A 25,711-nucleotide genomic window follows, 5' to 3' on the forward strand; every position below is an offset into this window, starting at 1 on the left:
CCCAGCGGTGTCTGACCCGCTGGCCGACTGGCGCCTCGCCGAGGAGCCCTTCTACCAGCCGATGGGTGAGGAGGTCGCGGCCTTCGAGGCCGCGCGCGCCGCGCGCCTGCCGGTGCTGCTCAAAGGTCCCACGGGCTGCGGCAAGACGCGCTTCGTCGAGCACATGGCCTGGCGGCTGAAGCTGCCCTTGGTGACCGTGGCCTGCCACGAGGACCTGAGCGCCGGTGACCTGGCGGGCCGCTGGCTGCTCGACGGCGAGGGCACGCGCTGGATGGACGGGCCGCTGGCCCTGGCCGCGCGGCACGGCGCGCTGTGCTACCTCGACGAGCTGATGGAGGCGCGCGCCGACACCACGGTGCTGCTGCACCCCCTGGCCGACACGCGCCGCGCGCTGCCGCTGGAGCGGCACGGCGAATTGCTGCGCGCGCATCCCGACTTCCAGCTCGTGGTCAGCTACAACCCCGGCTACCAGGGCCTGCACCGCGAGCTCAAGCCTTCCACGCGCCAGCGCTTTGTGGCGCTGGGCTTCGACTACCCGGCGCCCGGGGCGGAGGCCGCCATCGTGGCGCGGGAGGGCGGTGTCGATGGCGAACTTGCGATGCGGTTGGTGCAATTGGCGGTGCGCACGCGGCGCCTGCGCGACGAGGGCCTGGACGAAGGCGCCTCCACCCGCATGCTGGTGCACGCCGCGCTGCTGCACCGCGCGGGCCTGCCGGTTCGCGCGGCGGCGATGCGGGCCATCGCCGACCCCCTGAGCGACGACCCACAGCTCGCGCCCAGCCTGCGCGCGCTGGTGGACGCGAGCTTCTGATGCTCCGCCGGGGTGCCGCGCCGCCCGACCTGCCGGGCCAGGTGCGCGCCCTGGCGCACGCGCTGTGGGGCGAGCCCTGGCGCGTCGAGCGGCGTGGCGGCACGAAGGACGCAGCACAGCGCGCCGTGATCGTGATCGGTCGCGACAGTGGCTGGCGCCTCGGTGATGGCAGCCACAAGGGCGAGGTCGAGCGCGCGCACGACGCCGTGCCGGTGCTGCACCTGCCCGCCTGGGCCGAACCCGCGCCGGACCTCGGCCTCGCCCTGGCCGCGCACGCCGCCGCGCACCGGCGCTTCGGCGGTGAAGCGCAGACGCGCGCGGGACTCAAGCCCGTGCAGCAGGCCCTGCTGGGTGTGCTGGAGGACGCGCGCGTGGAATGGCTCGCGATGCGCGAGCTGCCCGGCCTGCGCGCCCTGTGGTGGCCTTTCCATGCCGAGGCCGCCGCGCGCCAGGGCAGCGGCTTCGAGGACTTGCTCGCGCGGCTCGCGGCCTGTCTGCTGAACCCGGACCACGAGGACCCGCACGCCTGGGTCGCCAAGGTGCGGCGGGTGTTCTTCGCGCCCGACGGCGGCCTCGCGCTCGACACACCGGCCCGCGTGCGCGACGCCGCCTCGCGGCTGGGCCACGACATCGGCCAGATGCGCCTGCCCTTCAACGCCCGCACCTACACCGTGTCCGCGCGCTACCGCGACGACAACAGCCACCTCTGGCGGCCCGATGACGAGCCGCCCCGCGACGAGGCACCGCTGCACGCCGACGCCGCGCCGCCCTCCGACGACGCGCCGTCGGCCTCGCCCACGCTGATCGCGCTTGAGCCCGATGCCGTCTACCCCGAGTGGGACCACCGCATCGCGCGCTACCGGCCCGACTGGTGCCGCGTGTTCGGCGGCGAGCTGGCGGGGGGCGAGGGCGTGCCACCGCCGCCGGCCGAGCGCCGACGTCTGCAACGCCGCCTCGCTCCCCTGAGCCTTCAGCGCCGTGCGGGCGGCGGGCGTTGCGCCGAGGGCGACGAGCTGCACCCCGCCGCGCTGGTGGAGGCGCGGCTCGACCGGCTCGCGGGCCGCACGCCCGAGGCGCGGGTCTACCGGTCGCCGCAACGCCCCGCGCCCCCGCTGGCGGTGCTGCTGCTGCTCGATGCCTCGGCCTCCACCGAGGGCGAACCGCTCGCGCAACTGCAGCGCGGGGCCCTGGCCACCGTCCAGGCCCTGCGCGCGCTGGGCCACCGCTGCGCGCTGTGGGCTTTCTCCAGCCGGGGTCGCCACCGCATCGACATCCCGTGCCTGCGCCACTGGGACGAGCACGCGCCCGCGCGCCTGCCGGCCCTGCGGGGTGGTGGCTCCACGCGCATGGGTGCCGCCCTGCGCCACGCCCTGCACCTGAGCGCGCTGGACCAGCGCCGCCACCCGGGCCGCCGACGCCTGATCGTGCTGCTGAGCGACGGCGAGCCGCACGACGTGGACGTGCACGACCCGGCCTACCTCCCGGCCGACCTGCAACGCGCCGCGCGCGAGGCCGCGGGGCGCGGCGTGGGCGTGCGCGCGCTGGTGCTGGCGCCTGGCGAGCCCGCCACGCTGGCGGCGGCGCTGGGGCGTGCCAGCGTGCGGGCCTGCCGCTCGTCCTTGCAGTGGCCGGTGGCGCTGTCTGCCGTGCTCGCCACGTCGCCGGCTTGAGCCACGCCGTTGCGGGCACGGCCACGCCAACGGCGCGGGCGCATGGGGCGACCCCGCGCACATCGCCCGCGCCTGGGCGACAATCCCCGCCCCATGCAATTGCACGAACTGCGCCACCGCCTCACCGCCTTCGGGGCCGGGCCGCTGCATGCGCAGCGCGTGCTGCGCCACTGGCTGCACGCCCTGCCAGCCGACGCCGGCCGGCGCAAGCCCGAGCACCACTTCCCCAAAGCCCTGCTCGAGGCCCTGCCCGCGCTGCGCGAGGAGCTCGCCGGCCTGGCGCGCCTGCGGGCCGAACACCCGGGCGAAGACGGCTCGGCCCGCTTGCTCGTGGCCCTGCGCGACGGCCAGACCGTGGAGAGCGTGCGCCTGCCGCGCGGCGGCCTGTGCGTGTCGACGCAAGTGGGATGCGCCGTCGGCTGCGCCTTCTGCATGACGGGCACCGGCGGTCTTCTGCGCCAGCTCGGCAGCGCGGAGATCGTGGCCCAGGTGGCGCTGGCGCGTGCGGGCCGGCCGGTCAACAAGGTCGTCTTCATGGGCATGGGCGAGCCCGCGCACAACCTCGAGGCGGTGCTCGAGGCCATCGAGCTGCTGGGCACCGTGGGCGGCATCGGCCACAAGAACCTGGTGTTCTCCACCGTGGGCGATGAGCGCGCTTTCGACGCGCTGCCGCGCGGCGCGGTCAAGCCCGCGCTGGCCCTGTCGCTGCACACCACCAAGGCCGCGCTGCGCGAACAACTGCTGCCGCGCGCGCCGCGCCTCACACCGCAAGAACTGGTGGAACGCGCCGAGGCCTACGCGCGCGCCACCGGCTACCCGGTGCAATACCAGTGGACCCTGCTCGACGGCGTGAACGACGGCGACGACGAGGTCGAAGGCATCGTGCGTTTGCTGGGCGGACGCTACGGCGTGCTCAACCTCATCCCCTACAACGCCGTCGACGGCCTGCCGTTCCAGCGCCCCGCCTGGGAAAAGGCCGCCGACATCGCCCGCCGCCTGCACCGCCAGGGCATCCTCACCAAGCTGCGCCACTCGGCGGGGCAGGACGTGGACGCAGGTTGCGGGCAGTTGCGGGCGCGGTCGATGGAGACGGGGGAGCGGGTGGTGGCGCTGCGGCGGCGGGCCGCTGAACCCGTGCAAGCGGCAGATTAAAGCAGATTTGGCACAAATTTTCGTGTCAAATCTGCTTTAATGATCCGATGCTTCATCGATACGCCTTCTCCAACTTCCAGTCTTTTCACGAGCGCACCGAGGTCGACTGGTCGCTGAACCGGCGTCAGGGCCCGTTGGGCTGGTCGGCCACGGCCGACTCGGGCGAGCGCCTCAGCACGGTGATGGCCGTCATCGGCCCGAACGCCAGTGGCAAGACGACCTTGCTCAAGCCGCTGTTGTTCGTGGTGTGGTTCCTCAGCCATTCGTTTGGGCTGGACGCCACCGCCGCGCTGCCGCTGCGCGCCCATGCCGGCGCTGCCCCGGATGAGCCAACCGAATTCGAGGTGGAGGCGGACGTGGATGGCCGCTTGATGCGTTACGTGTTGCGCTGCACGGCAGAGAAGGTGCTGCACGAAGCGCTTTACGAGCGCCACGAGCGCATGCGCTACGTGTTCGTTCGAGACTGGAATGCGACGACGGGCGGGTACGACGTCAAACAACAGGATTTCGGACTCGCGCCAGCGGAGGCGAAGAAGGTGCGCCCGAACGCCTCCCTGGTGGCGACAGCCGCGCAGTACGGCGTGCCCTTGGCGATCCGCCTGGCCCAAAGCCGCGTGTTCACCAACGTCAACCACCTTGGCAAGGCGCAGGCCGGTGGGGCAGGGCTCGCGGAGTCTGCGCACTTCTTTGCGCAGGAAGAAGGCTTGCGGCAAACGCTGGTGGACCTGCTGACGCGCTGGGATCTGGGCCTTGAGGACGTGCTGTTTCGTGAAATGCAGGCGGCCAAGCCCGATGGCAGCACCGAGCGCTTCTGGTTGCCCATCGGCGTTCATCGCTTGAGTGCTGGAAAGACCTTCGAGTTGCCCTTCCTCCTGGAGTCCAGTGGCACGCAGAGTGCCCTGACCCTCCTTCGGCGCGTATTGCCGGTGCTGAAGGAAGGCGGTCTGGCCGTCGTGGATGAGTTCGAAAGCGACCTGCATCCCCAGATGCTGGAACCCATCCTCAACTTGTTCGCCGATCCGAAGACCAATCCGCACAAGGCGCAACTGCTCTTCACCTGCCATGCCATCGAGGTGCTGAATCTGCTGCACAAATCGCAAGTGATGCTGGTCGAAAAGCGGCATGGCAGCGAGAGCACGGCCTGGCGTCTCGACAGCGTGCAAGGGGTGCGCAGCGACGACAACCTCTACGCGAAGTACATGGCGGGCGCGTATGGCGCTACCCCACAGCTGTGAGGTCCAATGAGCGGCGCCGGGTGGCGCGGACCGTCCTTCTGGTGGGTGAGGGCGATGCCGAAGAGGTCTTGCTTCGCCACCTGAAGGGCTTGTACGTGGAGCGCGGATCGGGCCTCGTGGTCACCATCAAGAACGCCCGAGGCAAAGGCGCCGAGTACGTCGTCGACTTTGCCATCCGCCAGTCACGCAACGTGGCGTTCGACAGCGTCCTGGCCATGTTCGATACCGACACCGCGTGGACCGAGCGAGTGCGCCGACAGGCCGCGCGCGGTAAGGTGGCGCTGCTGCCTTGCGAGCCTTGCCTGGAGGCCTTGCTGCTGCAGGCTTTTGACCACAAGACGCAGGGGCTGAACTCCCAGCAGTTGAAGCAGAAGTTCTTGCGAGAGTTCGGCCGGCCGGCCCACGATGGCCAGTACCTGCGCGACGCTGACGCCGCGTTCTTCGAGCAGGCGCGTCGCAAGGCGAAAGAGCTGGACGTGTTGCTGGCCCTGTTGAAAGCCTGACTTCACTCAGTGCAGCGTGAGCGGCAGCGACGTCGTCTTCACCCGCACCACGGGCGCGCGCGGCACGTAGGGCACGGGCTCGGCACCGCAGATGTCGGCCGCGATGGCACGCGCCTGGCGCGCGATGGGTTCGATGTAGCGGCTGGGCTGGCCGTCGATGGCGATGCAGTCGCCCAGGGCGTGGATGCGATCGACGCTGGTGCGCAGGTTGCGTGAGGCGACGCGGATGCCGTTGTCCCAGTCCAGGCCCGCGCTGCGCGCCAGGCGGTTGGGCGTGTGCAGGCCGGCGGCCACGACCACCTCGTCGGCCGCGAAGCGCTGGCCGTCGGCGGTGGTGAGGCGGTAGCGCTCGCCGACGCGCTGCAGCGACTGCACCTGTACGCCGCCCACGAAGCGGATGCTGAGGTCGCGCCAGGCGTCCAGCAGTTGCTCGCCCACGCCCAGGTCCTGCCAGCGCGCCAGCGGTTGCTCGCAGGTGTCGAGCAGGGTGACACGGTGGCCGCCGATGGCGAGGTCGTTCGCGAGTTCGCTGCCGATCAGCCCCGCGCCGACGATGAGCACCTCGCGCGGCGCCCCGTCCAGGCGCGCGCGCAGGCGCCGGTAGGCGGCCAGGTGGTTCACGCGCCAGCACAAGTCGGGCGCCAGGCCCTCGGGCAGGCGCGCGTTGGCGCCATGTGCCAGCACCAGGTGCGCGTAGCGCAGGTTGCCGCGCGTGGTGCGCAGGATGCGGGTGTCGGGGCAGATGCGGATGGCCTGGGTGTGCGCGAGCAGGCGCACGCGCAGGCGTGCGGCGGCGTCGGCGCCGCGCTCACGCACCAGCGCGTCGTCGGCCAGCCCGCGCGCCATGGCCACCGAGAGCATGGGTTTGTCGTACACGTCGCCCGCGCACTGGCTCACCAGGGCAATGGGCAGTGTGGGGCTCAGGGCGCGCAAGGCCTCGGCTGTCTGCCAGCCGGCGCGGCCCGCGCCCACGATGACCACACCCGCCTCACCGCCGCGCGTGACCACGACCACGCCTGCGTCGCCGCGCGCGCGCAAGGCCTCGATGTCGGGCGCGTCGTAGAGGCGGAAGTCGGCCTTGGTCACGCCGCACAGGGGGCAGGCCCAGTCGTCGGGGATGTCCTCGTAGCGCGTGCCGGGGGGCAGCCCGCCGTCGGGGTCGCCCAGGGCTTCGTCGTAGACGTAGCCGCAGGCCTCGCAGAGGTACTGGCGGTAGGGCGCCAGCGCGCGCACGGCCTGCGCGACGGGATGGGGCGTGGGGTTCACTGGACTTCCCTCCGTGCTGCGCACTGCGGGGCTGAGCGCCTTGGGAACGGCCCGGCGGCGCTCATGCGGGCAAGGCCTCCGCACTCAGGCGCGCGATTTCCTTGCGCAGGTGCTTGATGGCCGGCGTGACGATGGCCACGAAGTGCGATTCGCGCACGCGGCGCTGCACCTCGCTGCTCATGAGGTAGCCGCGCGCGCCCTGGTGCAGCAGGGCCGACTGCGCCGCGCGCAGCGAGAGCTCGGCGCCGTGCGCGCGCGCGTCGAGCACGTCGATGAAGAAATCCACCGACGGGTCGAAGGGCGTCTCGGCCAGGCGCATCACGCGCTCCGTGAGCGCATCCAGTTCGGCCTGCAGCGCGGCGGGCCGGTCCTCCAGGTACTGGTTGACGTGGCCCAACGGGTCTTCCACCGCCCACATGCTGTCGATGGCCCCCTGCGTGACGCCCACGGCCATGCCGCACTGGAGCAGCACGAAGGCGCCGCGGATGCGCGCAATGAAGGGCTTGGCCGGGTTGGCCATGATTTCGCCGGCGCCGATGAAGTGGTCCTTCAAGCGCAGGCCGAAGGTGCCCGTGCCTTCCATGCCGCTGAAGCTGGGGCACTCGCGCATCTCCACGCCATCCGCGTCGCAGCGCAGCAGGAACATCACCTCGCGCACCACCTCGCCTTGTTCATTCACCACGCCGGCCAGCGCGCCGCAGGCATGGCCGGGGCCGAGGTTGCTGACCCAGGGCAGGGTGCCGCTGACGCGGTAGCCGCCGTCCACCGGCACGGCTTTCAGCAGCAGGCCCTCGATCTGCGCGTAGCTCTTCATGGGGTTGGACATGGCCGTGCCACCGAGCGAGGCGCCGCTGGCGTACGCCATGAGCGCCTCGCCCGTGAGGGCCGGGTTGCCCGAGGCCTGCATGTACAGGCCGCACACGGCCTGGCACCACATCATGAAGCCGGTGGCGCCGCAGACCTGCGAGACCTCGGCCATGGCACGCAGGGCCAGGGCGAAGTCGCCGCGGCCCGCGGGCGCGTCCAGGTGGGCGCTCATGGCGCCCAGGGCGCCGAGCCTTTGCAGTTCGGCGCGCGGGTAGTGGCCCTCGCGGTCGATTGCCTCCACCACCTGGGCCAGCGGTCCGCGCGCGATCTCGCGCACGGCGGCCAGTACCGCGTCGGGGGAATCGAGCCGCAGGTCGCGGGGGATGTCGGCGAGGTCCATGCTCAGGCCATCGAGATCTCGAAGGGGATCGGGTTGCGCATGCTGTTGGCCACCGGCGAGTAGTGATTGGCGTGCTGCACGATCTCGTCGAGCACCTCGCGTGGCGCGTCGCCTTCCACCAGCACCTTCACGCGGATGGCCTGGAAGCCCATCTCGGGCGGCGTCTTCTCCAGCGCGCCGCCCGCGCCCCAGGCCGCGGGGTTGCCGATGTCGCCTTCGAGGAAGACCTCCAGCTTGCTGAGCTTCACGCCTTTCCAGGTGGCCACGGCCGTCACGCCCACGGCGATGCAGCCGCCCAGGCCCGAGAGCACGATCTCGCCCGGCGCGGGGGCGGTGTCCTGGCCGAACAGGTGCAGGGGCTCGTCCACCACCACCGGCGCGTGCTGGCCCACGGTGCTGAGCGAGCGGTACTGGCCCTCCATCACGGTGTGGACCTTGTTGGTGCCGCGCGAGCCGGGGTTGGCCTTGCCCTTGGCGGCGAAGGCGGCGAGGCCGGCGGCGTCGATGGGGCGCAGGTAGGCCTTGACGGTGGTGGGCTCGGCGGTGTCGGTCATGGACATGGGTGTCTCCGGGGACAGGGTTGAAAAAGCGGAAGGGCTCAGGCGGCCATCGCCAGCGGCGCGGCGGCGGCGGCCTTGATCGGCAGGCCGGTCTCGATGGGCAGCGCGGGGTCGCGCGACCACTCGTTCCAGGAGCCGAAGTACATGCGCACGTCGCCGAAGCCGGCCTGCTTGAGCGCGAGGAAGGTGTTGGAGGCGCGCGCGCCCTTGAAGCAGTAGAGGTAGATGCGGTCGTCGGTGCCCACGCCCACGGTGGCCAGTTCGGCCTTCACCTCGTCGGGCGTCTTGAACACCGGGCCCTGGGGCGAGGGCTTCATGAAGCGGTACCACTCCACCCATTTCGCCCCGGGCAGGCGCCCCTTGCGCGGCGCGAAGTCCTTGCCGTAGGGGCTGGAGCTCTCGCCGATCCACTCGTCCACGTCGCGCACGTCCAGCAGCACGGTGTCGGTGCCCAGGGCCTTTTCCACGTCGGCCTGCGTGAGCATCACGTCGGCCATGGGCAGTTCGGGGAAGGTGGCGGGCGAGGGCGTGGTGGCCTCGGTGGACACGGGCAGACCGGCGGCCTTCCAGGCGCTGAAGCCGCCGTTGAGCACCTTGATCTTCGGGTAGCCCAGCCAGGTGAGCAGGTAGTAGCCGCGGCAGGACTGGCCGTAGCCGCTGTTCATGGCGTCTTCGTAGAACACGGCGGTTTCCCTGCCTGAGAGGCCGACCGCGCCGAGCGCGCTGGCGAAGGTGTCCTTGAGCGCCTCCAGGCCTTCGGGGGTGGACGTGGCCAGGTAGGTGAAGACCTCGCGCAGGTTCACCGCGCCGGGGATGTGGCCGGCCGCATAGGCCTCGGGGTCCCGTGTGTCGATGAGGACCACGGGTTCGCTGGCTTGCAGGGCTTGCAGTTGCTGGGGGGCGATCAGGGTGGCGTCGATGCTCATGGAGACCTCGCGAAGTGGAAGGGCCGGCGGGATGTACCGGACCTGCTTTTTGCAACGGGCGTGCCAGGGCCTTGAGGCGAAGGAATATCGAATCAGATCAACAGCTTGCTGTTCAACGGGGGCCTGAACGCCGAGGCCCGCCACCGCCACTGTGTCGACACTTTGTCGACACAGTGCAAGCCCGTTCAACGCAGTTGCGCCTTGCGCAGCCGGTAGCTGAACTGGCGCAGCGTGAGCCCCAGGCTCTGGGCCGCGCGGGTCTGGTTGCCCTGGTGGCGCTCCAGGGCCTCGCGCAAGGTCTGCGCGCTGTGCGATTGCGCGCTCTGGTAGTCGCGCACCAGCGGGGCGGCGTCGCCCGGCGGCGGCGCCGTCGGGCTTGCTAGGGCCGCGCGCTCGCGCTCGGGCATGAAGCGGCGCAGCGCAGCCGCGTCCACCAGGGCGCCCTCGGCCAGCAGCACCACGCGCTCGATCAGGTTGCCCAGCTCGCGGATGTTGCCGGGCCAGTCGTGCGCTTGCAGCGCGGCCAGCGCGTCGGCGCTCAGGTGCACGTTGCGCTGGTGCGCCTGGTTCGCGCGGCTGAGGAAGTGCAGGGCGATGGCGCGCACGTCCTCGCGCCGCTCGCGCAGGCTGGGCAGGCGGATCGGCACCACGTTGAGCCGGTAGTACAGGTCCTGACGGAAGCGGCCGGCCTGCACGTCGCGCGCGAGGTCGCGGTGGGTGGCGGCCACCAGGCGCACGTCCACGCGCTGCTCGCGCGTGCCGCCCAGGCGCACCAGCGTGCCCTCCTGCAGCGCGCGCAGCAGCTTGCTCTGCATCGACAGCGGCAGCTCGCCGATCTCGTCGAGGAAGAGGGTGCCGCCGTGCGCCTGCTCGAACCAGCCCGCGCGCGCGCCGGCCGCGCCGGTGAAGGCGCCGCGCTCGTGGCCGAACAGCTCGGACTCGAGCAGCGTCTCGGGGATGGCCGCGCAGTTGACCTTGATGAAGGGCTGGTCGTGCCGCGGGCTGGCCAGGTGCACGGCGCGCGCGAACAGCTCCTTGCCCGAGCCCGATTCGCCCAGCAACAGCACCGTGGCCTGCGACTGCGAGACGCGTTCCAGTTCCGCCAGGGCCTGCAGCAGGGCGTTCGAGCGGCCGATGAGCCCGTAGCGCGCGCTGGCGCTGTCCAGGGCGCGCTCCAGGGCCGCGTTGCGCGCCTGCAGCTGGCGCGTCTGCTCGGCCACCAGTTGCTCCAGCTCCAGCAGCTGGCCGGTCAGTGTGGCCAGCAGGCGCAGCAGCGCCAGGTCGTCGTTGAGGTGGCGCTGGCGGCTGCGGATGCGGTGGCAGGCCAGCACGCCCACGGTGGCGCCGCGCACCGCCACGGGCAGGGCGATGAAGGCCACGGTCTGTGGCGGCAGTTGCGCGCGGCGCACGGCGCGGAACAGGAACAGGGGCTCGGCGTCCACGTCCTGCACGATGGCGGGCAGGCCGCTGGCCAGCACGCGGCCGGTGATGCCCTCGCCCCAGCGGTAGCGGCCGCGTGCGGTCTCGGCTTTTGTCAGCCCGTAGGCGTGGCGGATCGAGGCCAGGCGCTGGCCGTCTGCGCCGACCCCGTCGTCCACCAGCACCAGGCGGCCCCGGTTGAGGCCCAGCAACTCGCTCATGAGGTGCAGCATCTCGCGGAACACCTCGGCCGGCGCCAGGCTGCGGCCCACGAGGGCCATCACCTGGCGCATCAGCAGCAGCTCCTGGGCGCGCCAGTCGGTGGGGGTGTCTGGCGTGAGCTTGTTCGCGTCGGCGGGCATGGCGTGGGGGCAAGCAAGCATCGCACCAGTGAAGCGCCAGGGGGCCCCGCTAAAATCGCCGCCTCTCAAGGAGCGTTGCAGCGGCCAGTCCCCCACGGGACCGGGGCCGTCAGGCTTGAGCGGGCTCGACCGGCCCCAACGACGCTCGCCAGCACGGTGTTTTCGCAATCAAGCCTGGTGAGCCCCATGACCTCCGAGACCTCCCCCACGTCCCCCGCCGTCCGCCCCATGCTGCTGTCGGGCCTGGAGCCGCTCGCCATTGGCGAAGGCAGCCTGTTCGTCAACGTCGGCGAGCGCACCAACGTCACCGGCTCCAAGGCCTTCGCGCGCATGATCCTCGAAGGCCGCTTCGAGGACGCGCTGGCCGTGGCGCGCCAGCAGGTGGAGAACGGCGCGCAGATCGTCGACGTGAACATGGACGAGGCCATGCTCGACAGCGAGGCCGCCATGGTGCGCTTCCTCAACCTCATGGCCGGCGAGCCCGACATCGCGCGCGTGCCGGTGATGGTGGACAGCTCCAAGTGGAGCGTGATCGAAGCCGGCCTGCGCTGCCTGCAGGGCAAGGGCGTGGTGAACTCGATCTCGATGAAGGAAGGCGTGGAGGAGTTCAAGCGCCAGGCCACGCTCATCAAGCGCTACGGCGCCGCCACCGTGGTGATGGCCTTCGACGAAAAGGGCCAGGCCGATACCTACGAGCGCAAGGTCGAGATCTGCGAGCGCGCCTACCGCATCCTGGTCGACGAGGTGGGCTTTCCGCCCGAGGACATCATCTTCGACCCCAACATCTTCGCCATCGCCACCGGCATCGAGGAGCACAACAACTACGCGGTGGATTTCATCGAGGCCACGCGCTGGATCAAGCAGCACCTGCCGGGCGCCAAGGTCTCGGGCGGCGTGTCCAACGTGAGCTTCAGCTTCCGCGGCAACGACCCGGTGCGCGAGGCCATGCACACCGCGTTCCTGTACCACGCCATCCAGGCCGGCATGGACATGGGCATCGTCAACGCCGGCATGCTGGGCGTGTACGACGAGCTCGATCCCACGCTGCGCGAGCGTGTGGAGGACGTGGTGCTGAACCGCCGCCCCGATGCGGCCGAGCGCCTGCTCGACATCGCCGAGAGCGCCAAGGGCGCCGCCAAGGACGATTCGCAGAAAAACGCCTGGCGCGAGCTGCCGGTGCGCGAACGCCTGTCGCACGCCCTGGTGCGCGGCATCACCGACCACATCGTGGCCGACACGGAAGAGGTGTGGCGCGAGATCGAGGCCCAGGGCGGGCGCCCGCTCAACGTGATCGAAGGCCCGCTCATGGACGGCATGAACATCGTGGGCGACCTGTTCGGCGCGGGCAAGATGTTCCTGCCGCAGGTGGTGAAGAGCGCGCGCGTGATGAAGCAGGCCGTGGCCCACCTGCTGCCCTACATCGAGGAAGAGAAGAAGCGCCTGGAGGCCGCTGGGGGCGACGTGCGCAGCAAGGGCAAGATCGTCATCGCCACCGTCAAGGGCGACGTGCACGACATCGGCAAGAACATCGTCACCGTCGTGCTCCAGTGCAACAACTACGAGGTGGTGAACATGGGCGTGATGGTCCCGTGCCACGAGATCCTGGCGCGCGCCAAGGTCGAGGGCGCGGACATCGTGGGCCTGTCGGGCCTGATCACGCCCAGCCTGGAAGAGATGCAGTACGTGGCCAGCGAGATGCAGAAGGACGAGCACTTCCGCGTGCGCAAGATCCCGCTGCTGATCGGTGGCGCCACCACCAGCCGCGTGCACACGGCGGTGAAGATCGCGCCGCACTACGAAGGCCCCGTGGTCTACGTGCCCGACGCCTCGCGCAGCGTGAGCGTGGCTCAGGGCCTGCTGTCGGAGCAGGCCGCGGCCTACATCGCCGAGGTGAACGCCGACTACGAGCGCGTGCGCCACCAGCACGCCAACAAGAAGCAGGTGCCGCTGTGGCCGCTGGCGAAGGCGCGCGCCAACCGCACGCCCATCGAATGGGCCGGGTACACGCCGCCCGCGCCCAAGTTCATTGGCCGGCGCGTGTTCAGGAACGTGGACCTGGCCGAACTGGCGAAATTCATCGACTGGGGCCCCTTCTTCCAGACCTGGGACCTGGCCGGTCCCTTCCCCGAGATCCTCAAAGACGAGGTGGTGGGCGAGGAAGCGCGCCGCGTGTTCAGCGACGGCAAGCGCATGCTCCAGCGCATCATCGACGGGCGCTGGCTCACGGCCAATGCGGTGATCGGCCTGTACCCGGCCAACTGCGTGAACGAAGACGACATCGCGCTCTACGCCGACGAGTCTCGCGAGCGCCCGGTGCTGGTGTGGCACGGCCTGCGCCAGCAGACCGAGAAGCAGGAGATCGACGGCGTGATGCGCCCCAGCCGCTGCCTGGCCGACTTCGTGGCGCCGCGGGGCGTGGCGAAGGACTACGTGGGCCTGTTCGCGGTGACGGCGGGCCTGGGTGTCGAGAAGAAGGAGAAGCAGTTCCTCGACGACCTCGACGACTACTCGGCCATCATGTTCAAGGCCCTGGCCGACCGCCTGGCCGAAGCCCTGGCCGAGCAGATGCACCACCGCGTGCGCACCGACCTCTGGGGCTACGCGGCCGACGAGGCGCTGAGCAACGAGGACCTCATCAAGGAAAAGTACCAGGGCATCCGCCCCGCACCGGGCTACCCGGCCTGCCCGGACCACACCGTCAAACGCGGCCTGTTCGATCTGCTGCAGGCCGAGGAGATCGGCATGGGTCTGACGGAAAGCCTGGCCATGTCACCGGCGGCCAGCGTGAGCGGCTTCTACCTGAGCCACCCGCAGAGCACCTACTTCAACGTCGGCAAGATCGGCGAGGACCAGCTCGACGACCTGGCCGGGCGCAGCCGCGTGGCGCGTGAGGAACTGCAGCGCTGGCTGGCGCCGAACCTCTGATCCAGGTCTGAGGGCGACGCGGGCGCCCGCACGTGAGCGCCGCCGTGGGCGGCCAGGTTCACGCAGGTCTCGGCAATGCCAGGCGCATCAGCTCGGGCCGCAGCTGGCCCAACGCGGCCAGGGCGGGCGCGTCGTCGCGCAGGAAGCCGAAGTCCGCGAAATCGAAGCCGGGGCCGACCGTCGCGCCGCACAAGGCGAAGTCCGCGTCCAGGGGTTCGGCCGCCTGCCACCAGCCCGCCGGCACGGTGTGGCGGGGCGCCTGGTTCGCTGCGGCGACGCCCAGCGTGAGCCCGTGCAGGGCGTCCAGCGAGGGCGGCATCAGCCACAGGCGAAGCGGCCCGCCCTCCACCAGGTGCCAGACCTCGTCGCTGCCGACGCGGTGCCAGGCGCTGAACTGGCCGCGCACCAGGAGGAAGTCGATCGTCGTCAAGGCGCTGCGCGGCGGGCGGCCGTCACCGGGCTGCACCGGATGCGGCGAGCGGAACGTCTCGCGGTACCAGCCGCCTTCGGGATGCGCTTGCAGGCCGAGCCAGCGCACCAGGTCGGCGGCGCGGCCCTCGGGGAGGGGCTTGGAGGGGATCATCGGTGGGTGTGCGTGTCGTGTTCAGGCCGGGGGTCGACCACAGCGGCATTCTCAGCCCACGCCCAGCACCCGCCGGTACTGCACCGCCTCCGCCACGTCGGCCGCATCCACGCGTTCGCGCCCGGCCAGGTCGGCGATGGTTCGCGCCACGCGCAGCGCGCGGTGCGTGCCCCGTCCGCTCCAGGCCAGGCGCACGGCGGCGGCGTGCAGGAACTTCAGCGCCGCCGGTTCGGCGCGCGCGTGTTCGTCGAGCGAACCACCCGACAAAGCCCGGTTGGGCAGACCCTGGCGCCGCAAGGCGCGTTCGCGCGCCGCCACCACGCGCTCGCGCACCTCGGCGCTGCGCTCACCGCGTGGCCCTTGCAGCAACTCGTCGCTGGGCAGCGCGGGCACTTCCACCTGCAGGTCGATGCGGTCGAGCAGCGGCCCGCTGAGCCGACCCTGGTAGCGCGCCACCTGATCGGGCGTGCAGCGGCAGGCGCGCACCGGGTGGCCCCGGTAGCCGCAGGGGCAGGGGTTCATGGCGGCCACCAGCTGGAAGCGCGCGGGGAACTCGGTCTGCTGGGCCGCGCGCGAGACGCGGATCTGTCCTGTTTCAAGTGGCTCGCGCAGCGCTTCGAGCGCGTGCCGCGGAAACTCCGGCAGTTCGTCGAGAAACAGCACACCCTGGTGCGCGAGCGAGATCTCGCCCGGCCGCGGTGGCGAGCCGCCGCCCACCAGCGCCACGGCCGAGGCGCTGTGGTGCGGCGCGCAGAACGGCCGTTGGCCCCAGCGTGAGGGCTCGAAGCGCCCCGCCAGCGAGGCCACGGCCGCGGCCTGCAGGGCCTCGTCGTTGGCCATGGGCGGCAGCAGCCCGCCCAGGCGCTGCGCGAGCATGGACTTGCCCGCGCCCGGCGGGCCCACCAGCAGCAGGCTGTGCTCGCCGGCGGCCGCGATTTCCAGCGCGCGCCGCGCGCCCGCCTGGCCCTTCACATCGGCGAGGTCAGGGCCGTCGTCGCGCGCCACGGCCACGCGTGGCTCCAGCCGCGTCCAGCCCCCGTCGTCCTGCGTGGCCGGCTGCTCGCGGCGCAGGCGGGCCACCACGTCGATCAGGTGCCGCGCGCGCACCACGTGGGCGTCCGGCACCTGGGCGGCCTCTTCGGCGCTGCCCGGCGGCAGCACCAGCGCACGGGCGCCGCCCTCTCGCCCCAGGGCCAGCGCCATGGCCAGCGCGCCGCGCACCGGACGCAACTCGCCGCCCAGGGACAGCTCGCCGGCAAACACCCAGTGCGCCAGCGGCTCGGCGTCGATCTGCCCGCTGGCCGCCAGGATGCCCAGCGCGATGGGCAAGTCGAAGCGGCCCGAGTCCTTGGGCAGGTCGGCCGGCGCCAGGTTCACGGTGATGCGCTGGCTGCTCGGGAACTCCAGCCCGCTGTTGGCGATGGCGGCGCGCACGCGCTCGCGCGCTTCCTTCACTTCGGTGTCGGCCAGGCCCACCAGCGTGAAGCTGGGCAGGCCGTTGGCCAGGTGGACCTCCACACTCACGGGCCGGGCGGCCAGGCCCTGCAGCGCGCGGCTGTGCACATGTGCCAAGGCCATGCGGTTTCTCCCTGATTCGGTGCGCGACCGCCGGCGGCGGCCATGGGGCCGGCGATTCTGCGGGGGCGCCGCGGACGACACGGGTGGGGGTGTCGGCCTCCCACGTGGCCCCGAAGTGGCGCAAACGGCACCGACTTGGTGCCTCCCGGCCCAACCGAGGTGCCGACCGGCCCGGTTGGCCTCATCGTGGTGCCCTTCGGCGCCCGAACCGCGCGCCCGGTTGGCACACAAGCTGCTAAGGCTGAGACCGGATCAACCAACCCTGGAGGGGATCGTCGTGAAAATGGTTTCAGCCGTCATCAAGCCGTTCAAGCTGGACGAAGTGCGCGAGGCACTGTCCGGCGTGGGCGTGCAAGGCATCACCGTCACCGAAGTCAAGGGCTTCGGGCGGCAGAAGGGGCACACCGAGCTCTACCGCGGTGCGGAGTACGTGGTCGACTTCCTGCCCAAGGTCAAGATCGAAGCGGCCGTTGCGGACGAGCTGGTCGAGCGCGTCATCGAGGCGATCGAAGGTGCGGCCCGCACCGGAAAGATCGGCGACGGGAAGATCTTCGTCTCGCCCCTCGAGCAAGTGGTCCGCATCCGCACCGGCGAGACCGGCAACGAGGCGATCTGACCTGGCCATCCCCTGAACCCCAACCGAGCAATCCAAATGAAGAAATTCCTGGCTTCCCTGTTGCTGGGCCTCGGCCTGGCGATCGGCGGTGGCGCAGCCATCGCACAGACGACCACCGAGGCTCCCCCGGCCGCCACCGCGCCCGCGGCTGAAGCACCCGCCGCCGCTGCGCCGGCCGCTGCCGAAGAGGCGCCCAAAGAAACCGTGGACAAAGGCGACGTCGCCTGGATGATGCTGTCCACCATTCTGGTGCTGCTGATGGTCGTGCCCGGTCTGGCGCTGTTCTACGGCGGCCTGGTGCGCAGCAAGAACGTGCTGTCGGTGCTGATGCAGGTGATGGTGGTGTTCTCGCTCATCGCCGTGCTCTGGGCCGTCTACGGCTACAGCCTGGCGTTCGGCGGCGAGGGCCTCATCATCGGCAACCTCGACAAGCTGTTCCTGATGGGCGTGACGGCCGATTCGCTGGCCGCCACCTTCACCCCGGGCGTGATGATCCCCGAGTTCATCTTCATCGCCTTCCAGTGCACCTTCGCCGGCATCACCTGCGCGCTGATCGTGGGCTCCTTCGCCGAGCGCATCAAGTTCGGCTCCGTGCTGCTGTTCTCGGCCCTGTGGTTCACCTTCAGCTACCTGCCGATCGCCCACATGGTCTGGGGCGCGGGCGGTTACCTGTTCGACAAGGGCGCGCTGGACTTCGCCGGCGGTACCGTGGTCCACATCAACGCCGGTGTGGCCGGCCTGGTGGGTGCCTACGTGCTGGGCAAGCGCATCGGCTACGGCAAGGAAGCGCTGACGCCGCACAGCCTGACGCTGACCATGGTGGGCGCCTCGCTGCTGTGGGTGGGCTGGTTCGGTTTCAACGCCGGCTCCAACCTGGAAGCCACGGGCGGTGCGGGCCTGGCCTTCATCAACACCCTGTTCGCCACCGCCGCCGCCGTGCTGGCCTGGTGCATCGGTGAAGCCCTGTCCAAAGGCAAGGCCTCCATGCTGGGTGCCGCCTCGGGCGCCGTCGCCGGTCTCGTGGCCATCACCCCGGCCTGCGGCACGGTGGGTCCCATGGGCGCCATCGTGATCGGCCTGGTCGCCGGCTTCCTCTGCCTGTGGGGCGTCAACGGCCTCAAGAAGATGCTGGGCGCGGACGACTCGCTGGACGTGTTCGGCGTGCACGGCGTGGGCGGCATCGTCGGTGCCTTGCTGACCGGCGTGTTCTCCGCCGGTACGCTGGGCGGCATCAAGGGCGACGATTTCTCCATCGGCAGCCAGCTGGTGATCCAGGCCGAAGGCGTGCTCATCACGATCGTCTGGTCCGCCGTCGTGGCCTTCATCTGCTACAAGATCGTCGACATGGTCATGGGCCTGCGTGTGAGCGAAGAGGCCGAACGCGAAGGCCTGGACATCACCTCGCACGGCGAGACCGCCTACCACCGCTGATTGACTCCAGGGGGGCGTCCCGTCCGAGGACGGGGTGCTTTCCGGCTCTGGCCCGAGGCCCGACAGGTCCTCGGGCTTTTTTTCGTCCGTACCCCGGGGAGCAGGGGGCGCAAGCAGGCCCTAGCATCGCCGCCCGGATCAAACAAGGGACGTGCGCATGGGCTGGATGAAGTGGCGGGGTGGTGTGGCGGTGGCGGTGGCGGTGACGGCGCTGCTGCTCGCGGGTGCTCAGGCCATCGCGGCCAAGGCCGACGATCCACCGGCGCGGCGCGCGCCGGGCAAGGTCACCTTTCACAAGGCGCCCTCCGAAGAGAGCCCGGCCGCACGCGAGCGGCGCCTCAAACGCGAGTGCAAGGGCCGGCCCAACGCTGGCGCCTGCCTCGGGTTCGCCTCGCGCTGACCCGCGGGGCGCCGGCGGCGTTGCAGCCGCGCGTGCAAAAAATTCAAGGCCCGCGCGGTGAGTGGCCGCTACCATCGCCGCCATGCCCGTGTCCCACGCCGCGCCGTCCGCAGAGGCGGCCTTCGTTCCCGCCAGCGACCACCCCCAGGAACTCATCGACCGGGTGCGCGACGCCGTGGCCGCGCGCACGCCACTGCGCCTGGTGGGCGGCGGCACCAAGGCCTTCGTGCACGCGCCCGTGGCGGGGGAGGCGCTCGATCTGCGCACCCACAGCGGCATCCTTAACCACGAGCCCAGCGAGCTCGTGGTCACCGTGCGCGCCGGCACACCGCTGGCGGAGCTGGAGGCCGCCCTGGAAGAACACGGCCAGTGTCTGCCGTTCGAGCCTCCGCGCTTCGGTGCGGGCGGCACGGTGGGTGGGGCCGTGGCCTCGGGCCTGGCCGGGCCCGCGCGCGCCAGTGTGGGCGGCGCGCGGGACTACGTGCTCGGCGCGCGCCTCATCAATGGCCGGGGCGAACTGCTCACTTTCGGCGGCCAGGTGATGAAAAACGTGGCCGGCTACGACGTGAGCCGCGCGCTCGCGGGCAGTTGGGGCGCCCTGGGCCTCATCACCGAGCTCAGCCTGAAGGTGCTGCCCGTGGCGCCGGCCGAGGCCACGCTGGTGTTCGAAGTCGACCAGTTCAACGCGCTGGAGCGCCTGCACCGCTGGGGCGGGCAGCCGCTGCCGATCAACGCCTCGCGCTGGCTCCAGGAGGCCGGCGCGGGCGATCGCCTGTGCCTGCGCCTGCGCGGCGCCGTCGCGGCGGTGGAGGCCGCGTGCGAGCGCCTGCTGGCCGAGGCGCCGGGCGCGCGGCTGGACAACACCCAGGCCAGCTCGGACTGGGCCGCCTGCCGCGACCATCACCTGCCCTTCTTCACCGACGCGCCCTCGCCGGATCACGGTCTGTGGCGCGTGTCCGTGCCACAGACCGCCGCGCCGCTGCTGGGCGAGTGGCCGCAGCTCATCGAATGGCAGGGCGCCCAGCGCTGGCTGTGGGCGCCCGTGGCGGCGGCCGAGGCGATCCGCACCGCCGCGCGAGTCGCGGGTGGCCACGCGCAACTGTTCCGCGCCCCGCTCTCGGGCGATGGCGGCGTGCCTCGCGCGGACGCGCCCAGCCCCGCGCTGCGTGCCGTGATGCGCCGCCTGCGCGAAGCCTTCGACCCGCACGGCATCTTCCAGGCCCCCGACCTGTTCTGACATGCAGACCCAGCTCGCCCCCGAGTTCCAGGGCACCGCGCACGGCCGCGAGGCCGAGGCCATCCTGCGCAAGTGCGTGCACTGCGGCTTCTGCACCGCCACCTGCCCCACCTACCAGCTGCTGGGCGACGAGCTCGACGGCCCGCGCGGGCGCATCTACCTCATCAAGCAGGTGCTCGAAGGCGCCACGCCCACGCGCAAGACGCAGCTGCACCTGGACCGCTGCCTCACCTGCCGCAACTGCGAGAGCACCTGCCCCAGCGGCGTGCAGTACGGGCACCTGGTGGACATCGGCCGCGCCGTCGTCGAACAGAAGGTGCCGCGCCCCGCGGGCGAGCGCGCCGTGCGCTGGCTGCTCAAGGAAGGCCTGACCTCGCCCCTGTTCGGGCCCGCGATGAAGCTGGGCCAGGCGGTGCGCGGCCTGTTGCCGGCGGCCCTCAAGGCCAAGGTGCCCGCACCGCAGGCGGCCGGCGCCTGGCCCACGCGTTCGCACCCACGCCAGGTGCTCATGCTCGCGGGCTGCGTGCAGCCGGCCATGGCGCCCAACATCAATGCCGCCACCGCGCGCGTGCTCGACGCGGCCGGCATCCAGACGATCGTGGCGCCCGAGGCCGGATGCTGCGGCGCAGTGAAGTTCCACCTCAACGACCACGGCGGCGGCCTGGCGCAGATGCGCGCCAACATCGACGCCTGGTGGCCTTTCGTGGAGCAGGGCGCCGAGGCCATCGTCATGAACGCCTCGGGCTGCGGCGTGATGGTCAAGGACTACGGCCACGCGCTGCGCGACGACCCCGCCTACGCCGACAAGGCCGCGCGCATCGCCGCGCTCACGCGCGACCTGTCCGAGCTGCTGCCCGAACTGGTGCCCGCGCTCAAGCCCCAGCTCGCGCGCGTGCCCGATGCGCAGCGGGTGGTGGCCTACCACCCGCCCTGCACGCAGCAGCACGGCCAGCAGCTGCGCGGTGGCGTGGAGCGAGGCCTGGGCGAGCTCGGCTTCACCGTGCAGCTCGCGCGCAACGAGGCGCACCTGTGCTGCGGCTCGGCCGGCACCTACTCGGTGCTCGAGCCGGAGATCGCCTACGAACTGCGCGACCGCAAGCTCGGCCACCTGGGCGAACTCAAGCCCGCCGTGATTGCCAGCGCCAACATCGGCTGCATCACGCACCTGCAGAGCGGCACCGGCACGCCCGTGCGGCACTGGGTCGAGCTGCTGGACGACGCGCTGCGCGCCTGAGCCCGCATGATCCCCGCGCTGGCCACCCTGCTCGTGTTCCAGCTGCTGGGTGAGGTGACCGTGCTCGCCACCGCCGCGCCGGTGCCCGGGCCGGTGGTGGGCCTGGCCCTGCTGCTGGCCACGCTGGCGCTGCGTCCGGCCTGGCTGGACGCCATCAAGCCCACCGCGCAGGGGCTTCTGCAGCACCTCTCGCTGCTGTTCGTGCCGGCCGGCGTGGGGGTCATGCAGCACCTGCAGCGTCTGGGCGACGAGGCCCTGGCCATCGGCGTGGCGCTGGTGGTGAGTACGCTCGTGGGCCTGGCGGTGTCGGCCTGGACCATGGTCTGGTTGATGCGTCGGCAGCCACGTCGCAACGGAGCGGCGCGATGAACGTGGAAACGCCGCGCCGCCTCATCGACATCTGGGTCTACCTCGCGGCCACGCCGCTGCTGGGCCTCACGCTCACGCTCATCGTCTACCACGCGGCCTTCGTGCTGTACCGGCGCAGCGGCTTTCACCCGCTGGCCAACCCGGTGCCGCCCACCGTGCTGGTGCTGGCCACGCTGCTGTGGGCCACCGGCACGCCCTACGCCACCTACTTCGAAGGCGCGCAGTTCGTGCACTTCCTGCTCGGCCCCGTCACCGTGGCGCTGGCGGTGCCGCTGTTCGAGCAGTTGCACCGCCTGCGCCGCCTGGCCTTGCCGCTGATTGCCGCGCTGGTGGCCGGTGCCCTGGCGGCCGCCGCCACCGCCATCGTGGTGGCCTGGCTGCTCGGCGCCTCACCCGCCACCATGGCCTCGCTCGCACCCAAGTCGGTCACCATGCCGGTGGCCATGGGCATCAGCGAAAAAATCGGCGGCCTGCCCTCGCTCACCGCCGTGCTCGTCATGGCCACTGGCGTGCTCGGCGCGGTGGGTGGGCGCTTCCTCTTCGATGCGCTTCGCATCCGTGAGCCGGCCGTTCGCGGCTTCGCGCTGGGAACGATCGCGCACGGCATCGGCACCGCGCGGGCGTTTCAGGAGAGTGAGGAGGCCGGGGCGTTCGCGGGACTGGCGATGGGGCTGAGCGCGCTGCTCAACGCGCTCGTGCTGCCGTCCCTGGCGGGAGCGTTGCTGCGTTATCTGTAGCGCGATTCAAGCCGCCAGCGCCGCCTCGATGTCCCCCGCCAGCTTGGCCGGTGCGTCCTGGGGGGCGTAGCGCTTGAGCACCTTGCCGTCCTTGCCGACCAGGAACTTGGTGAAGTTCCACTTGATGGCCTTGCTGCCCAGCAGGCCCGGCGCCTCGGCGGTGAGCCAGCGGTACAGCGGGTGCGCCTCGGCGCCGTTGACGTCGATCTTGGCCATCATGGGAAAGCTCACGCCGTAGTTGAGCTGGCAGAAGCCGGCGATCTCCTCGTTGCTGCCCGGGTCCTGCGAACCGAACTGGTTGCAGGGGAAGCCCAGCACCGCCAGGCCTCGCGGGCCATAGGTCTTGTGCAGCTCTTCCAGCCCCGCGAACTGGGGCGTGAAGCCGCAGGCGCTGGCGGTGTTGACGATGAGCAGCACCTGGCCCTTGTACCGGCTCAGGGGCGCGGGCTGGCCGTTGATGGTCTGGGCTTCGAAGTCGTAGACGCTGGACATGAGGGGGCTCCTGAAGTGGGCGCGCAGTGTCTGGCGCGCGACAGAATCTTCACATGGCGGCATGAACGGCGGTGCGCGCCTCACCCAAAAACCCGGCGGCGCGCCATACTGCGCCGGCCCCCAAAGGGTTTCAAAACGTGTCGCGGGGCGTGGAGCGGGTAATGGAGGCTGCCTACACCGTGGCGCTTGTGGGGTTCGCCCAGCACGAGAGCGCCACCTTCGAATCGTTCTTCCGGCTCGCCGCGCGGCGGCCACCGGCCTATCGGGTGCAGGAGGAGGTACTCGACGCGCAGTTGCTGCTCGTCAACGCCGACAACGCGCAGGCCGTGGCCCTGGTGCGCGACGCCACCTTGCCCGGGCGGGTGCTGCTGATCGGTGCGCACGACGCCGGCACCGGCTGGCCGGTGGAGCGCAAGCCGGTGCGCCTGGTCTCGCTGCTGGGGTCGCTGGACGCCCTCGTGGGTCTGCGCACGGCGCGCGCGGCGGCGGCCACGGCGGCACCGCTTGCGCCAGGTCTCGCGGACACCGAAGCCTTCAAGGCCTCGCAACTGCACGGCCTGCAGGCCAGCATGCGCCTGGCCAGCGGCAAGCCGCAACCCATCGCGCCCCTGCCTCCCTCCGCCCGTGCGCGGCGCCGCTCGCCCGAGACCGAGTTTCCGCCCACGCGGCCGATGACGCGCGAGGAAGCGCTGGCGATGATCGCGCGCGCGGCGGGCATGGCCGTCGAGGCGGATGCTTCGTCGCCGCCGTCCACGGCGCCCATGCCGGCAGCCGCACGACAGCTGCCTGCCGCAACCGCCTACACGCCGGCGCCAGCGACGCCTCGCATGGCCCCGGGCAGTCCGCCCGAGGCCGGCAAGGCGCGCACCGGCACCGTCAGCATTCCGCTGCGCGGCGCCACCGACTTCGCCGACCTCGAGGACCTGCTCAACGTCGCGCCGCCCGCGCCGCGCGCGCGCAATTCCCGCCTGGCCTCGCGGCTGCGACAGGGTGACGCCGCCGTGCCCGAGGTGCCGCGCGGCGACGCGCTGCTGGTGGGGCAGAGCCTGGTGGAGGGTCGCATCCTGCTCAAACGCTTCCGAAAGTACGAGTTGTCGATGGACTGGTGCCGCGAACCCGCGCAGGTGCAGGCCATGCTCAAGGCGCACCCGTACCGGCTGGTCGTCATCGACCGCCTGAGCGGTGAGCCCGACGCTTTTCAGGTGTGCCGCTGGGCCAAGCAAGCCAAGGGGCCCAAGGGCGCGGCCACGGTGATCCTGTTTGCGCCCAGCGCGGGCAGCATGGAACGCATGAAGGCCGGCCTGGCCGGCGCCGACGCCTACCTCTCGCGCTCGGTGAGCGAGGCCGACCTGTACAAGGTGCTGGCGCAGCACCGCCTGGTGAGCCTCAACGGCTTCGCGCCTACGAACGTGGGCAGCTTTTGACGCGCGTCGCGTGAGGTGGCCCAGCCGGGGGCGCCGCGGAACCGGCTTTGCCGGGCCGCAGGCGCGCCTTGCAGGCCGCAGCCTCGCCAGAGGCGAGGCTTCTTCGGGCCGTCCAAGCCTGCGCAGGCAGGCTTGGAGCCGCGGCTCTCAGCCCCCTTCAGGGGGTCGCGCGCAGCGCGGCGGGGGTGTCAACCATGAAGGTCGTCGCGGCGCGCGATCTCGAGCAAGCGCTCGATCTCGTGCCCGTGCACGCGCTGGTTGCGCTTGTGCCACCAGCCGATGAGCGCCATGGTGCCGGCCACCAGCAGGCCGAAAGCCGTGATGGCCGCGAAGGCGGAGAGCCCCGCGCCGGTGGAGGCCGTGTAGAGCGCGCCCAGGCCCAGGATGCAGGCCTGCTCGTTGAAGTTCTGCACGGCGATGGAGCGGCCCGCGCCCATGAGGTTGTGGCCCCGGTGCTGCAGCAGCGCGTTCATCGGCACCACCAGGAAGCCGCCCAGGCCGCCCAGCAGCACCAGGAAGGGCGCGGCCACCCAGACGTTGTCGATGAAGTTCATCAGCACCACCAGCAGGCCCATGCCGATGCCCAGGGGAATGACCCTGGTGGCCTGGTCGAGCCGCATGCGCATGGAGGCCACCACCGCCCCCACGGCCGTGCCCAGCGCCACCACGCCCACCAGCGCCGAGGCCTTGGAGGTGCTGTAACCCAGCGCCACCGCGGCCCAGGCCAGCACGATGTAGCGCAGGTTGCCGCTCACGCCCCAGAACAGCGTGGTGGTGGACAGCGAGATCTGGCCCAGGTGGTCGCGCCAGAGGCGCATGTTGCAGGTCCAGAAATCGGGCAGCAGCACCAGCGGGTTGCGCGGCATGGGGCGCGGCGTCACGCCGGTGAGCGGGATGCGCAGGTTGAAAGCGGCGGCCAGCACATACAGCACCACCAGCATGGCGATGGCGGCGGCGGGGCCATGGTGGATGCCGGGGATGTGCAGCTCCACCAGCCAGGCCGACATCGTCGGCCCCACGAGCTGGCCACCCAGCAGCACGCCCAGGATGATGGAGGCGATGGTGAGGCCCTCGATCCAGCCGTTGGCCTTGACCAGTTGCGATGGCGGCAGCAGCTCGGTGAGGATGCCGTACTTGGCCGGCGAGTACGCCGCCGCGCCAAGGCCCACCAGGGTGTAGGCCAGCAGTGGGTGCACGCCCACCAGCATGAGCAGGCAGCCCACCACCTTGATGGCGTTGCTGATGAACATGACCTGGCCCTTGGGCCGCGCGTCGGCGAAGGCGCCCACGAAGGGCGCCAGCAGCACGTAGAACAGCGCGAACATGGGCACCAGCGCCGCGCTCTGCCATTCGTGCGCGTTGCGGTGGCGCAGCAGCTCGATGGCGGCGACGAACAGCGCGTTGTCAGCCAGCGAGCTGAAGAACTGCGCCGTCATGATGGTGTAGAAGCCGCGCTTCATGGCGATGAATCGGTGTGCTTGGCTGCCAGGATGAAGCGCCCCACGGACGGATGCCTCACTCGTTTGTGCGACAGTTCGGGGCTTGTCTCCAGTGAGGTGGCGCGGGTTATAGCA

At 71.3% G+C, this 25,711-nt stretch carries 23 protein-coding genes and 1 riboswitch; of the genes, 14 read left to right on the forward strand and 9 right to left on the reverse strand.

What is annotated here, in order from left to right:
• Positions 1-61: 61 nt before the first annotated feature.
• The 5 genes from GTO19_RS01910 to GTO19_RS01930 all read left to right on the forward strand — a co-directional run bounded on the left by GTO19_RS01910 (position 62) and on the right by GTO19_RS01930 (position 5,371).
• Complete coding sequence (locus GTO19_RS01910; protein WP_291018260.1) at positions 62-811, forward strand: CbbQ/NirQ/NorQ/GpvN family protein; 750 nt, start codon at positions 62-64, stop codon at positions 809-811.
• Positions 811-2,481, forward strand: a complete 1,671-nt coding sequence (locus tag GTO19_RS01915) for a VWA domain-containing protein (protein ID WP_291017831.1) — start codon at positions 811-813, stop codon at positions 2,479-2,481. The genes GTO19_RS01910 and GTO19_RS01915 overlap by 1 nt, the downstream gene beginning before the upstream one ends.
• 93 nt (positions 2,482-2,574) lie before the next feature.
• Positions 2,575-3,633, forward strand: a complete 1,059-nt coding sequence (locus tag GTO19_RS01920) for an RNA methyltransferase (protein ID WP_291017834.1) — start codon at positions 2,575-2,577, stop codon at positions 3,631-3,633.
• Between the two features lie 47 nt (positions 3,634-3,680).
• A complete protein-coding gene (locus GTO19_RS01925; RefSeq protein ID WP_291017837.1) occupies positions 3,681-4,868 on the forward strand; it encodes an ATP/GTP-binding protein in 1,188 nt (395 codons plus the stop codon).
• 20 nt (positions 4,869-4,888) lie between these two features.
• The gene (locus GTO19_RS01930) at positions 4,889-5,371 is read left to right on the forward strand and encodes a hypothetical protein (protein WP_291025842.1); all 483 of its coding nucleotides are present in this window, start codon (positions 4,889-4,891) and stop codon (positions 5,369-5,371) included.
• Positions 5,372-5,377: 6 nt separating this feature from the next.
• Here the strand turns inward: GTO19_RS01930 and GTO19_RS01935 are convergent, their stop codons facing one another.
• From GTO19_RS01935 to GTO19_RS01955, 5 genes are all read right to left on the reverse strand, one after another.
• Positions 5,378-6,637: an FAD-dependent oxidoreductase gene (locus tag GTO19_RS01935; protein ID WP_291017841.1), complete on the reverse strand. Its 1,260-nt coding sequence runs from the start codon at positions 6,635-6,637 to the stop codon at positions 5,378-5,380.
• Between the two features lie 61 nt (positions 6,638-6,698).
• Positions 6,699-7,844 (reverse strand): acyl-CoA dehydrogenase family protein, encoded by a 1,146-nt coding sequence (locus GTO19_RS01940; protein ID WP_291017844.1) that lies wholly within the window; start codon positions 7,842-7,844, stop codon positions 6,699-6,701.
• 2 nt (positions 7,845-7,846) lie between these two features.
• Complete coding sequence (locus tag GTO19_RS01945) at positions 7,847-8,404, reverse strand: OsmC family protein (protein WP_291017847.1); 558 nt, start codon at positions 8,402-8,404, stop codon at positions 7,847-7,849.
• Positions 8,405-8,442: 38 nt separating this feature from the next.
• A complete protein-coding gene (locus GTO19_RS01950; protein ID WP_291017850.1) occupies positions 8,443-9,330 on the reverse strand; it encodes a sulfurtransferase in 888 nt (295 codons plus the stop codon).
• Between the two features lie 185 nt (positions 9,331-9,515).
• Positions 9,516-11,111: a sigma 54-interacting transcriptional regulator gene (locus GTO19_RS01955; protein WP_291017853.1), complete on the reverse strand. Its 1,596-nt coding sequence runs from the start codon at positions 11,109-11,111 to the stop codon at positions 9,516-9,518.
• Between the two features lie 61 nt (positions 11,112-11,172).
• Positions 11,173-11,265: riboswitch (S-adenosyl-L-homocysteine riboswitch) on the forward strand.
• A gap of 32 nt (positions 11,266-11,297) precedes the next feature.
• Here GTO19_RS01955 and metH point away from each other — a divergent pair.
• A complete protein-coding gene (gene metH / locus GTO19_RS01960; protein WP_291017855.1) occupies positions 11,298-14,036 on the forward strand; it encodes a methionine synthase in 2,739 nt (912 codons plus the stop codon).
• Positions 14,037-14,094: 58 nt separating this feature from the next.
• On the opposite strand, the gene GTO19_RS01965 is transcribed toward metH, so the two are convergent.
• Together GTO19_RS01965 and GTO19_RS01970 are read right to left on the reverse strand one after the other, a co-directional pair.
• Positions 14,095-14,619: a cupin domain-containing protein gene (locus GTO19_RS01965; protein ID WP_291017857.1), complete on the reverse strand. Its 525-nt coding sequence runs from the start codon at positions 14,617-14,619 to the stop codon at positions 14,095-14,097.
• Positions 14,620-14,670: 51 nt separating this feature from the next.
• The gene (locus GTO19_RS01970) at positions 14,671-16,197 is read right to left on the reverse strand and encodes a YifB family Mg chelatase-like AAA ATPase (RefSeq protein ID WP_291017860.1); all 1,527 of its coding nucleotides are present in this window, start codon (positions 16,195-16,197) and stop codon (positions 14,671-14,673) included.
• 277 nt (positions 16,198-16,474) lie between these two features.
• Here GTO19_RS01970 and GTO19_RS01975 point away from each other — a divergent pair, with 277 nt between their 5' ends.
• From GTO19_RS01975 to GTO19_RS02005, 7 genes are all read left to right on the forward strand, one after another.
• A complete protein-coding gene (locus tag GTO19_RS01975; RefSeq protein ID WP_035621567.1) occupies positions 16,475-16,813 on the forward strand; it encodes a P-II family nitrogen regulator in 339 nt (112 codons plus the stop codon).
• Between the two features lie 36 nt (positions 16,814-16,849).
• Positions 16,850-18,244: an ammonium transporter gene (locus tag GTO19_RS01980; protein ID WP_291017867.1), complete on the forward strand. Its 1,395-nt coding sequence runs from the start codon at positions 16,850-16,852 to the stop codon at positions 18,242-18,244.
• 157 nt (positions 18,245-18,401) lie between these two features.
• Entirely contained in the window at positions 18,402-18,644 is a 243-nt protein-coding gene (locus GTO19_RS01985; protein ID WP_291017869.1) for a hypothetical protein, read from the forward strand.
• A gap of 82 nt (positions 18,645-18,726) precedes the next feature.
• Positions 18,727-19,881, forward strand: coding sequence for a glycolate oxidase subunit GlcE (glcE, locus tag GTO19_RS01990; protein ID WP_291017872.1), 1,155 nt, complete (start codon positions 18,727-18,729; stop codon positions 19,879-19,881).
• Between the two features lies 1 nt (position 19,882).
• On the forward strand, positions 19,883-21,115 hold the full coding sequence (gene glcF / locus GTO19_RS01995; RefSeq protein WP_291017873.1) for a glycolate oxidase subunit GlcF: 1,233 nt from the start codon (positions 19,883-19,885) through the stop codon (positions 21,113-21,115).
• Between the two features lie 6 nt (positions 21,116-21,121).
• Positions 21,122-21,484: a CidA/LrgA family protein gene (locus GTO19_RS02000; RefSeq protein WP_291017875.1), complete on the forward strand. Its 363-nt coding sequence runs from the start codon at positions 21,122-21,124 to the stop codon at positions 21,482-21,484.
• Positions 21,481-22,221 (forward strand): LrgB family protein, encoded by a 741-nt coding sequence (locus GTO19_RS02005; protein ID WP_291017877.1) that lies wholly within the window; start codon positions 21,481-21,483, stop codon positions 22,219-22,221. The genes GTO19_RS02000 and GTO19_RS02005 overlap by 4 nt, the downstream gene beginning before the upstream one ends.
• 6 nt (positions 22,222-22,227) lie before the next feature.
• Here the strand turns inward: GTO19_RS02005 and GTO19_RS02010 are convergent, their stop codons facing one another.
• On the reverse strand, positions 22,228-22,713 hold the full coding sequence (locus GTO19_RS02010; protein ID WP_291017879.1) for a glutathione peroxidase: 486 nt from the start codon (positions 22,711-22,713) through the stop codon (positions 22,228-22,230).
• A 161-nt stretch (positions 22,714-22,874) separates the two neighbouring features.
• On the opposite strand from GTO19_RS02010, the gene GTO19_RS02015 reads away from it, so the two are divergent.
• Positions 22,875-24,137 carry a hypothetical protein gene (locus GTO19_RS02015; protein WP_291017881.1) on the forward strand — a complete coding sequence of 421 codons (1,263 nt, stop codon included), beginning with the start codon at positions 22,875-22,877 and terminating at the stop codon, positions 24,135-24,137.
• 188 nt (positions 24,138-24,325) lie between these two features.
• Here GTO19_RS02015 and lplT read toward each other — a convergent pair whose 3' ends face one another.
• Positions 24,326-25,597, reverse strand: a complete 1,272-nt coding sequence (gene lplT, locus GTO19_RS02020; RefSeq protein ID WP_291017883.1) for a lysophospholipid transporter LplT — start codon at positions 25,595-25,597, stop codon at positions 24,326-24,328.
• Positions 25,598-25,711: the final 114 nt, after the last annotated feature.

The organism is Hydrogenophaga sp. (assembly GCF_011772445.1).
Lineage (GTDB): Bacteria > Pseudomonadota > Gammaproteobacteria > Burkholderiales > Burkholderiaceae_C > Hydrogenophaga.

Excerpts from the sequence above, each read along its gene's own strand:
- GTO19_RS01980 (WP_291017867.1), top strand. The coding sequence starts at position 16,850 with ATGAAGAAATTCCTGGCTTCCCTGTTGCTGGGCCTCGGCCTGGCGATC.
- GTO19_RS02010 (WP_291017879.1), bottom strand. The coding sequence starts at position 22,713 with ATGTCCAGCGTCTACGACTTCGAAGCCCAGACCATCAACGGCCAGCCC.
- GTO19_RS02015 (WP_291017881.1), top strand. The coding sequence starts at position 22,875 with ATGGAGGCTGCCTACACCGTGGCGCTTGTGGGGTTCGCCCAGCACGAG.
- glcE (WP_291017872.1), top strand. The coding sequence starts at position 18,727 with ATGCCCGTGTCCCACGCCGCGCCGTCCGCAGAGGCGGCCTTCGTTCCC.
- GTO19_RS01955 (WP_291017853.1), bottom strand. The coding sequence starts at position 11,111 with ATGCCCGCCGACGCGAACAAGCTCACGCCAGACACCCCCACCGACTGG.
- GTO19_RS01970 (WP_291017860.1), bottom strand. The coding sequence starts at position 16,197 with ATGGCCTTGGCACATGTGCACAGCCGCGCGCTGCAGGGCCTGGCCGCC.
- GTO19_RS01915 (WP_291017831.1), top strand. The coding sequence starts at position 811 with ATGCTCCGCCGGGGTGCCGCGCCGCCCGACCTGCCGGGCCAGGTGCGC.
- GTO19_RS01920 (WP_291017834.1), top strand. The coding sequence starts at position 2,575 with ATGCAATTGCACGAACTGCGCCACCGCCTCACCGCCTTCGGGGCCGGG.
- metH (WP_291017855.1), top strand. The coding sequence starts at position 11,298 with ATGACCTCCGAGACCTCCCCCACGTCCCCCGCCGTCCGCCCCATGCTG.
- GTO19_RS01985 (WP_291017869.1), top strand. The coding sequence starts at position 18,402 with ATGGGCTGGATGAAGTGGCGGGGTGGTGTGGCGGTGGCGGTGGCGGTG.
- glcF (WP_291017873.1), top strand. The coding sequence starts at position 19,883 with ATGCAGACCCAGCTCGCCCCCGAGTTCCAGGGCACCGCGCACGGCCGC.
- GTO19_RS01950 (WP_291017850.1), bottom strand. The coding sequence starts at position 9,330 with ATGAGCATCGACGCCACCCTGATCGCCCCCCAGCAACTGCAAGCCCTG.
- lplT (WP_291017883.1), bottom strand. The coding sequence starts at position 25,597 with ATGAAGCGCGGCTTCTACACCATCATGACGGCGCAGTTCTTCAGCTCG.
- GTO19_RS01940 (WP_291017844.1), bottom strand. The coding sequence starts at position 7,844 with ATGGACCTCGCCGACATCCCCCGCGACCTGCGGCTCGATTCCCCCGAC.
- GTO19_RS02000 (WP_291017875.1), top strand. The coding sequence starts at position 21,122 with ATGATCCCCGCGCTGGCCACCCTGCTCGTGTTCCAGCTGCTGGGTGAG.
- GTO19_RS01925 (WP_291017837.1), top strand. The coding sequence starts at position 3,681 with ATGCTTCATCGATACGCCTTCTCCAACTTCCAGTCTTTTCACGAGCGC.
- GTO19_RS01965 (WP_291017857.1), bottom strand. The coding sequence starts at position 14,619 with ATGATCCCCTCCAAGCCCCTCCCCGAGGGCCGCGCCGCCGACCTGGTG.
- GTO19_RS01945 (WP_291017847.1), bottom strand. The coding sequence starts at position 8,404 with ATGTCCATGACCGACACCGCCGAGCCCACCACCGTCAAGGCCTACCTG.
- GTO19_RS02005 (WP_291017877.1), top strand. The coding sequence starts at position 21,481 with ATGAACGTGGAAACGCCGCGCCGCCTCATCGACATCTGGGTCTACCTC.
- GTO19_RS01910 (WP_291018260.1), top strand. The coding sequence starts at position 62 with ATGGGTGAGGAGGTCGCGGCCTTCGAGGCCGCGCGCGCCGCGCGCCTG.